The organism is Hassallia byssoidea VB512170 (assembly GCF_000817785.2).
GTDB classification, from domain to species: Bacteria; Cyanobacteriota; Cyanobacteriia; order Cyanobacteriales; family Nostocaceae; genus Hassallia; species Hassallia carrinoi.
Window position 1 is genome coordinate 1 of sequence record NZ_JTCM02000172.1, and the last position, 8,752, is coordinate 8,752.

Annotated in this window: 7 protein-coding genes and 1 pseudogene; all 8 read right to left on the minus strand. The window is 42.5% G+C overall.

Translation table 11 applies throughout. The features are described 5' to 3' along the window. A partial coding sequence (locus tag PI95_RS33595) for a site-specific integrase (RefSeq protein WP_163519433.1) occupies positions 1 to 832 on the minus strand: 832 nt, incomplete at its 3' end. A 173-nt stretch (positions 833 to 1,005) separates the two neighbouring features. Continuing rightward, positions 1,006 to 3,534: a DUF5682 family protein gene (locus PI95_RS35450; protein WP_201280718.1), complete on the minus strand. Its 2,529-nt coding sequence runs from the start codon at positions 3,532 to 3,534 to the stop codon at positions 1,006 to 1,008. 4 nt (positions 3,535 to 3,538) lie between these two features. Beyond that, complete coding sequence (locus PI95_RS33615; RefSeq protein ID WP_039752312.1) at positions 3,539 to 4,129, minus strand: SMI1/KNR4 family protein; 591 nt, start codon at positions 4,127 to 4,129, stop codon at positions 3,539 to 3,541. A 109-nt stretch (positions 4,130 to 4,238) separates the two neighbouring features. Continuing rightward, positions 4,239 to 4,635 (minus strand): annotated as a pseudogene (locus PI95_RS33620) (type II toxin-antitoxin system VapC family toxin). Next, on the minus strand, positions 4,635 to 4,916 hold the full coding sequence (locus PI95_RS33625) for a hypothetical protein (RefSeq protein ID WP_039752313.1): 282 nt from the start codon (positions 4,914 to 4,916) through the stop codon (positions 4,635 to 4,637). The pseudogene PI95_RS33620 and the gene PI95_RS33625 overlap by 1 nt, the downstream one beginning before the upstream one ends. Before the next feature lie 164 nt (positions 4,917 to 5,080). Continuing rightward, complete coding sequence (locus PI95_RS33630) at positions 5,081 to 6,229, minus strand: ATP-binding protein (protein ID WP_336507653.1); 1,149 nt, start codon at positions 6,227 to 6,229, stop codon at positions 5,081 to 5,083. Next, on the minus strand, positions 6,222 to 7,763 hold the full coding sequence (locus PI95_RS33635) for a DUF5691 domain-containing protein (RefSeq protein WP_039752314.1): 1,542 nt from the start codon (positions 7,761 to 7,763) through the stop codon (positions 6,222 to 6,224). The genes PI95_RS33630 and PI95_RS33635 overlap by 8 nt, the downstream gene beginning before the upstream one ends. A gap of 222 nt (positions 7,764 to 7,985) precedes the next feature. Further along, positions 7,986 to 8,615 (minus strand): DUF5691 domain-containing protein, encoded by a 630-nt coding sequence (locus tag PI95_RS33640; protein WP_039752315.1) that lies wholly within the window; start codon positions 8,613 to 8,615, stop codon positions 7,986 to 7,988. Between the last annotated feature and the right edge of the window lie 137 nt (positions 8,616 to 8,752).

The following is an 8,752-nucleotide window of genomic DNA, read 5'->3' on the forward strand; positions in this document are numbered from 1 at the left end:
TCTCGCCATCCCAACAATTGACAAATACATAATCACAGTTAATATCTTCTGGGTATTCTTCAATCAGGTAGTTTGAGTAGAGTTTAATTAAATCTTTAGAAACATGAATTGTTCTTTTAACTCCTGCTTTAGCTCGACTGCTATTTACATTGTCTACTCTTGGAATTACAGAAATCTCATTGACTCCTTGTGAATGAAGATCCTCATGGCGCAGTCCTAATACCTCACCGATTCTCATACCTGTTTCATAAAGTAAACAGATAATAAACTTGTCTCTAATTCTGTTACAGGCCTCCACTAATTCTTTGACTTGCTCGGAAGTTAAACATCCCGGAAATGTTTTAGGTTCTTTAACTTTTAACAATCGAGTTTTAACTTCTTTCCCCTTACTTATATGATGCAGAAATGACTTGTATTTCCGACCTGGTTGTAACTGATAGCGATAAACATCCACACCTTCTGTTGTTCCTAAACTAGAGTGAAACTCATCAAAACCACAAACATTTGTCAGAGCGTGATTTATCGTTTTTTCCGAGCGCAAAGACACCTGTGGCTGTATGGATATTACTCCAGGGTCGGGACTTCTTAGCCAATGAATAAAGTCTGATAGTTGCTCAAGATTTACGAACCTCCAATCAAGTCGTTTGTCTTGCAAAAACTCCCAGAACAGCTTTAAGTTGTTGGCGTAAACCCTAAGCGTGTTAGGTGACTTTTCTAAACTATCCAAGTAGCGTAGATATTTTTGAATTGGCTCGACGGGCAAATACTCGTCATCCAGCACAATCCAAATTAGGTGATTTGAATCCGGTAGCTGACCTTTTTGAATTAACATATATACATTGTATACGTTATCTAATAGGTATTGTCAGTATTTATATAGCTTAATAAAAATCCCGAATCAACAATCGTTGTTGTTGTTATGTAAGATTATTTATGAGATATAGATAATTTTAAATGTGGGTTCCATAAGAGCATAGCAGCATAGCAGCATAGCTGAAGGTGTTTTTACACTCCCAACAATTGAGCGAGAATAGGCAAGACAACAGCGGCGTTATCCTCATCAAATTCGCGAATATTTGGAGAATTTAATGTAGTTTTTGGGTTGAGTCCAAGTTTTACTTTTTCACCTATTTGTCGCCTTTGTGGTGCGGTAAAATTGCTAAAAGTGCGTCGCAATAATGGTAGCAAAGCGGTAAACAATTCACTAGGTAATTGAGTTATCCAATTGTCTAAAACTTGCCAAAGGATATCATCATGTAAAAGCAATAAACCACTACCTTTGAGAAATCCTTCTACCCAGGCAGCTGCTTGGGGTGGAACTGTGGCAAGAGAAAGCGCTAATTTCATGCGTCGCGCTGCTTCATCGGCGTTAAAAATACCAGCATCTAGCAATAAACGACAACAGCAACCAGCGATTAGTTTATGTAGTCTTTCGTTGTCAGAAATTTGCGATAATACTTGTTGCCAAGATGTTATGTGTTCTTCATTTTGCAGTAAAGCGATCGCGCTATTAACTTTCATCACATTATCGTACATTGCTGCTGCTGCATCGTCATCCAAGGAAGCGCAAGCACCGGGTAGAGAAATGCAAATTCGCGTTACTAACTTATCGACTACATGAGTTATCATCTTGGTATCTGATGAGCGGACGTTACCGTAACGCAGTACATTTGCTAATGGTGGTAATGCTGCCATTAAATGTCGAAGATCACTAACTAAAGCCGCAGCATTTTCCAAACGCGACATTAGATAACTAACGGCATCAGCTAAATCAGATAATATTACTTGATTTAAAAAATTTGTCAGTGTTGGCAAATCATTTGCTGCATCTGCTTTGTTACAAGCAATATTCGCAGCAGCATCTTTAACAGTATTGCCCCAAATACCAGCTTCAATTAAGCTAACAGCAAATTCTGGATGCCACTGCAAACGCCAGAATTCGTGAAAAGTACCCTTTTTATTACTTGAAAGTTGAAGTTGTCCCCAAGGAATTTCTAAAAGATTGAGGCGGTGTAGTAAGTGCGATCGCTCTAAATCATTATTATTTCTTAAATCTAAATCTAGCGTTTTTTCGGTTACTTCTGCCTTGAAGTGCAGACGTTTTTGTTGCCGCATTAAATCTTGTTGCAACGGCACCATCGGCGTTTCTGGTGGGACTTTGCCCAGGCGATCGCCAACTATGAGTTGATCGTGAATTAGACGCATCGGTAAATCGCTGCCAAAACAAAGCACAGCTTGGGTAGCTTCATTTAATTCAAAAAGACCTGGGAGAGGGCGATTTCTCAAAGCCGCCAAAGATTCCGCCAACCGCACCGCTTCAATTACATGCGCTGAGGAAGCTTCTATTCCTTGTTCGCGTAACAAATGTGCAACCTGCGTCATCCAGCGAATAGGGACTAGGGAGTGGGGAGTGGGGAGTGGGGAGTGGGGAGAGGGGGGGGAGGGGGGAGACAAGGGAGACAAGGGGGAGGGGGGAGACAAGGGAGATAAAGAAAAATTGCTTCCTTGTCCTCCTTGTCCACGGACACGTTCCTCACTCCTCCACCCCCGCACGGAAGTGTCCTCCCCTTGTCCTCCTTGTCCCCTTGTCCCCTTGTCTCCCTTGTCCCCATTCCCCATTCCCCATTCCCACAGATGATGATACCAACCGGGCGATTCTATACCAGCACCGTAGCCGCTGTTATAAGATAAACGTCTGTAAGTCCAAGGTATCCAAGTCACCTCTACCTTTATCTTGGGTAGTCCTTTGAGGATTGCTGTATCTTGTTTAGCAGATGATATATCGGAAAGTGCTGGAGCGTGCCAAGCGCCACAGACAACTGCAATTCTTTGAAAGCCACTTTTTTCAGCTTCGCGGATAGTTTTCCGCATATATGCTTCGCGCTGTGCTTCTATACGGTCTGTTGATGGCGGTGTATCCTGACGCACAGCGGTCATTGCTTCGAGGATGGCGGCGAACAAATCAACGCTGTTATGACGTTGTTCTACCATATGTTCCCACCAGCGATCGCCGTCGCTGTAACCTGCGGCTTTTCCTAGCAACGAGAGCGGATCTTCAGCGAGGGAGGAGGGGAGTGGAGGAGTGGGGGAGGGGGGGAGTGGGGGAGTGGGGGAAGTGGGGGATAAGGGAGATGAGGGAGAAAATTCCCCCAAGTCGTCCTCCTTGTCTCCCAAGTCGTCCTCCTTGTCCCCTTGTCCCCCTGTCTCCTTGTCTTCCCTTGCCATCCGGTGCGCTAAGGGTAAGTCCATAAAGCGCACGGGGATGTTATTAGTTAAGCCGTAATCCAGTGCTTGCCATTCTGGTGAGAAGATGGCGAAGGGATAATAAACGCACTCTTGGGGTTTATCTGGAGTGTAAATTAATAAGGCTACTGGTGGCTGCATTGCGGGTGAACCGACCAGATGCAGTACTGATTCGGCATCGGGTGGTCCTTCGATAAGGATTGTATCTGGTTCAAGGGTTTCTAAGGCTTGACGCAGGCTGCGTGCTGAACCGGGACCGTGATGGCGGATACCAAAGATGTGGTGTGTCATGTTATTAATCTTTCCAGATGTATCTCCAAGTATTAATCTGTTCTGGATTGTACTTCTGGAAAATTTTTTCTATTTTTTCCAAATCTTGTCCCAAATCAAAGTAACCAGATTCTTCATCAAAATAGGTAACGTAATAAGCACCTGTTTCGTAACATTCTGCAATGCTCAATATCAAGCTAGTCAAGTTAGCAGCGTACATTATCGGTTGTTCACTTACAAACACACACCAAATAGGAGAGGAGTTTTTTTCTAATTCATCGCATACAACATAATAAAAATCTTTTCCATCTCCATGAAAAAGAGGAAGCATATAGTTAGAGTCGCCAAATTTCTCTCCTCTCATCCAGTCCGAGTGACGAGATTGATCCATAGCGAATTCTAGGGAATTCAATACTAAAGAAGGGGCTAATGTAACACCCCCATTGCAGTACTGATAAAGTTCATATACTTCCAAAGGAAATTTAAACGAAATATTTTGAATTAGTTTTTCAATCTCCTGATATGTTAATCCAGGACGTAATGAAGAAACTGCCTCTGGGTAGTAAAATCGCAGCCATTTTACAATTTTTTCTAAAGATGTCGTGAGTGTTAACATAATTATTTGTCTTAATGATACAGGTAATTTATGACTTAGTTTCAATAACCAAACCCCAAATGTATCAATATTTGCGCTTCGCTTAGAGGAAATACAATGAGTAATGATTTTAAGATTTTAACCAGTTCTCTAGTGTGAGATTAGAGATATTTTCACCCATCTTGAATATTGTTAGTAACGATAATATCTTTACGCGATCGCGCTACGGCTGCAATCAGTACATCAATTTCTCCGGTGGGTTTACCAATTTGTCGCAATTCACTTTGGATTTTGCCAAATTCAATAGCTGCATCCAAATCAAATGGCTCAACAGGTAATAATTCAGTTAGTAGTGCTAATGTTGCCATATTTTTTTCAAAGAGTTTGGAACAGTAAATTCCTTTATAGAGTTCTGAGACGACAATTGTGGATAGATAGCATTGGCTAAATCTGAGATTAAATCTGGCAATAGCTTTAGGGTTTTGATTAAGGAGCGCAATGCAAATGTTAGTATCAAGCAGATACATTAGCTGTTATCTTGATTATTAATTGTATCTATCATTCTGCCTCGATATGCATGACGATTTCCGTCAATTTTCGCAAAGATTTCTATCAACTCTGGCTGTTCTTTCCAAGCACCGAATAATTGATTCAGTTTTATTAGTCTCTCCTCATCGGTAAGGCTTTGCTTTGTTTCATTAATAACAAACACTTCCAAATCAACTATAATTTCTGCTCCATCAGGTATACTATTAATTTGTTCCAATAATTCTATTGTTTGACCGCGTTTAATTCCTCTAATTTTAATTTTTTTTGCCTAATTTTTTGCCAAAATTATTTGACAGTTGATTCACTTATCGACAAGCACGATATAAACCTTTTTAACATATATTCATATTGGGTTAAGCAAAGCGCAACCCAACCTACAAATCTTAACTCTGCGCCTCTGCGGCGATCGCGTGATATTTTCCTCTAAGATACCTCCCGACAAGCGCGATATAAATCCTTCCACCCATCCCTTTCTTTCACCACCGTTTCCAAATACTCGCGCCACACTACTTTATCCTGCACTGGGTCTTTAATCACCGCTCCAATCAGCCCAGAAGCAACATCTGCTGCTTGTAAATTTCCATCGCCAAAATGCGCCGATAGCGCCATACCATTATTCACAACAGAAATAACTTCCGCTGTACTCAAAGTACTACTAGGCGATTTAATCTTGGTTTTCCCGTCTTCCGTAACACCGCTACGCAATTCTCTAAATATAGTCACGATGCGGCGAATTTCCGACAACGCTGGGGGTTCGGCTGGCAATTCTAAAGCTTTTCCCAGACTTTCCACCCGTCGCTGCACAATTTCCACTTCTTCATCTACAGTCTTTGGTAAGGGCAAAACTACCGTGTTAAAACGGCGTTTCAAAGCGCTAGAAAGTTCATTTACACCCTTATCGCGGTCATTTGCAGTCGCAATCACACTAAAACCCTTCCGCGCTTGCACCTCAGAATTCAGTTCCGGTATCGGCAGTGTTTTCTCGGAAAGCACAGTAATTAATGTATCCTGCACATCAGCAGGAATGCGCGTCAACTCCTCCACACGGGCAATTTTGCCATCTTCCATCGCCCGCATCAACGGACTTTGAACCAAAGCCGCCATCGAAGGACCATCAGCCAATAACTTCGCATAATTCCAACCATAACGAATCGCTTCCTCACTCGTCCCAGCCGTACCCTGAATTAACAGCGTCGAATCACCAGAAATCGCCGCCGCCAAATGTTCAGAAACCCAAGATTTCGCCGTTCCCGGTACACCAAGCAACAACAACGCCCTATCCGTCGTCAAAGTAGCCGTCGCAACCTCAATTATCCGCCTATCCCCGATATACTTCGGCGACACCTCAAAACCATTATCCAACCTTCCCCCCAAAACATACATTACCACCCCCCAAGGCGACAACCTCCAATTCGGCGGACGTTGCTTCCCATCCACCTTCCCCAACTCCGCCAACTCAACAGCAAACAGTTCTTCCGCATGTTCCCTTAACAAACTCGTCTCTTTCCTTACCTCCATTTCCTTCTCTGTGTCCTCTGTGCCTCTGCGGTTCGTTCTCTTTTTTTCACTCACTCTGTAACTCCTGTATCATTTCAAACCTAAACAACAACGTAGCCAAAAACTCATTTACAAAATCCTGCCAAAACGAACCCTCCCCCACAACAGCCGACAACTCAGCAGCACCTTCTGTGGAAGGTTCCATATAAAGAGCGAAACTTTGAAAGAGCGATCGCATTACCCCTTCCCACTGCTTATTAGCTTCAATGTATTTTCGTATACTTGATAACACAAGCTGACTAACTTTCCCACTCCAAGGGCTATGATAATGCTTCAACAACGTATACGCCGGATGATTTACCGAAAGCAACTTACCTTGATTCTCCAACAATGTCTGCAAAATCAAAGCATCCGCCTTATCCTGCCCTAAAAGCTTCAACAACCCAACAACTAACTCCTCACCATTGCCCAAATAACTGTGATAAAACTTACTTGCATTTGGTAGTAAAACTTCGGCAGACGCTGAATCTTGACTTTTCAAAGCTGCTGTTGCCCAAGCTTCTAACAGCATCTTTTCCCACTCGCTACCATCAACAACTTGCAATAATTCCTGCGGCGTTTTGCCCCAATTATTACACCAAAAACTAGGCGGTACGCAACAAAGCATTTGCAACAATAAACTAGCTTTCTCCCCCAATGCGGAACTGTAGCGAGATTGATCGATCCCGTCGCGGATAGTTTGGCGATCGCCCTTTAAGGCGGCTGACGCATCGCACGTTGAAGGCAAAGTCACTTGCACCGAGTTGTGCTTAAATATAATCAAAGGGCGAACTCGCTCTATCATCCGCTGACACAACCGAGATTTCGGCAGCAATGAAAGCAACTTCGCTGCAACATCTCGCACCTGCTTGCGTTTGTCATCTAATGCAGCTTCTAAAAACGGCTCATCGTTCATGCTCAAATTGATTTCTAAAGCTGCTAATAAACTCGCTCTCTCTTCGCCACTTTCCTTTTTCCAAGCTTTTTGCAGCTGTTCTCGTGCAATATGTGCATCTTGTTCGCGGAGTCTTTGCAGCAATAGTCGCCTTGCTTCTTTGTTACCAATTTGCAAAGTTTTATCAGTAATTTCACTGTTGACATAATTCCAGTCTGAGTTATGCTTTGCTAGCCAATATCCCCGCTTGCCCAAAACTGGTAAAATGAAAGCTCGTAAATTACTTTGCTTTTGCCCTAACGTCAGCAGGTGAGGCAAGTATTCTGAAGGAACTCTTCTTTTAGCGGCGGCTGCTACTGTTAACCATTCTGGCAGAAGTTTAGCATTCCCAGTTAATATTAAAGCTAGATGTTGCCGAGAAACAAGACTGCAATCAAGTAATTCTTCTGATTCACTTTTGTTTTGTTTTGGTGGCTTATCGAAAGATATTTTACCAGCGCGTTGATAAAGAGCAAAAGCACCAGCTGCACTCAGTAGACTCCCTTCCTTATCACTGCTATCCAAACAACTCAAAATTTCACTTAACTGATGATTCGGCACGTTCAGTTTCCAAGTGTGCCGTTCAGTACCGATTAATGCTGTTTTTACAACCTCTTGCCAAAGCGAGAAATTCATAATTATCACTTTATATCAAATCCGTACTTTATGAGAATGATATCTTTAATAAACGTAGAATTTCGCAGAGTTTTTTGAGTGAAAATGCAGCAATCATTCCAATGCTATCGAATTTGAGATTAAATATTTATTTTTTCTTAATTGTTATCCCTTCTTTTCCTTTTTGCATCAAGAGTGCCTTTCCGGTAGCCTGCGGCAAGCCATAAAGCTTGGTGCAGTCGCTCATGGGGGAAACCCCCAAGACCGCGCTGCTTCACCGCTTGCGCGTCTACGATTCTCGTTAGTTCGTAGTGCCTGTATCATTTCATAACGAAATTCCAAAATACTGATAAACTGATTTACAGCCTTTACCCATTGAGAACTTCCTTTTAATAGTGGTGGCAAGCCAGAAAAAGCTTCAACAACCACAGAAGGCTCCATAAAACGGGCAAAATTTGGCATTACCTTTGCCAAAGATGAATAATCTGGATTACTGCTTTTAAGGTAATTCAACAGTTCGTTTAAAACAGCGTGGGTAAGTTCAGCACTCCAGTAGAAATGGAAATGACGCAACTGAGATAAAGTTTGGTGTAAAGGGATGCTGGTAGATGCTAAGACTTTGTGTGTGAGGATTTCCCGGCGATCTGGTGGGCGAATCGTAGGGGGCGATCGTAAGAAAGCGGGTAATTTTCCTGCTTTTTCATGCAGGTAAATAGCACCAGCAGCACCGAGTAACGCTCTTTCTGGATCGGAAGTATCAAGACAGCTCAACACTTCACCCAGTTGATTATCTGGTAGATCGAGTTGCAAAGCTTGCCGTCCAGTACCAATTAATGCTGTCGTTACTAAATTTTGCCAGACTAAATTAGACATAAAAGTGGAAAAAAATTATGCGTTACGAAAAACGGGGTGTGGGTTTCACAAACACTCTTTCACTCATTGACAGCCAACATCTGTAAAATGTCGTGGGGTGTTGAGGATCTAGTAAACGAACTATGAGTGCCATTTTT

Coding starts and splice junctions, on each gene's coding strand:
- PI95_RS35450 (WP_201280718.1), bottom strand. CDS start 3,534: ATGACACACCACATCTTTGGTATCCGCCATCACGGTCCCGGTTCAGCA.
- PI95_RS33615 (WP_039752312.1), bottom strand. CDS start 4,129: ATGTTAACACTCACGACATCTTTAGAAAAAATTGTAAAATGGCTGCGA.
- PI95_RS33635 (WP_039752314.1), bottom strand. CDS start 7,763: ATGAATTTCTCGCTTTGGCAAGAGGTTGTAAAAACAGCATTAATCGGT.
- PI95_RS33640 (WP_039752315.1), bottom strand. CDS start 8,615: ATGTCTAATTTAGTCTGGCAAAATTTAGTAACGACAGCATTAATTGGT.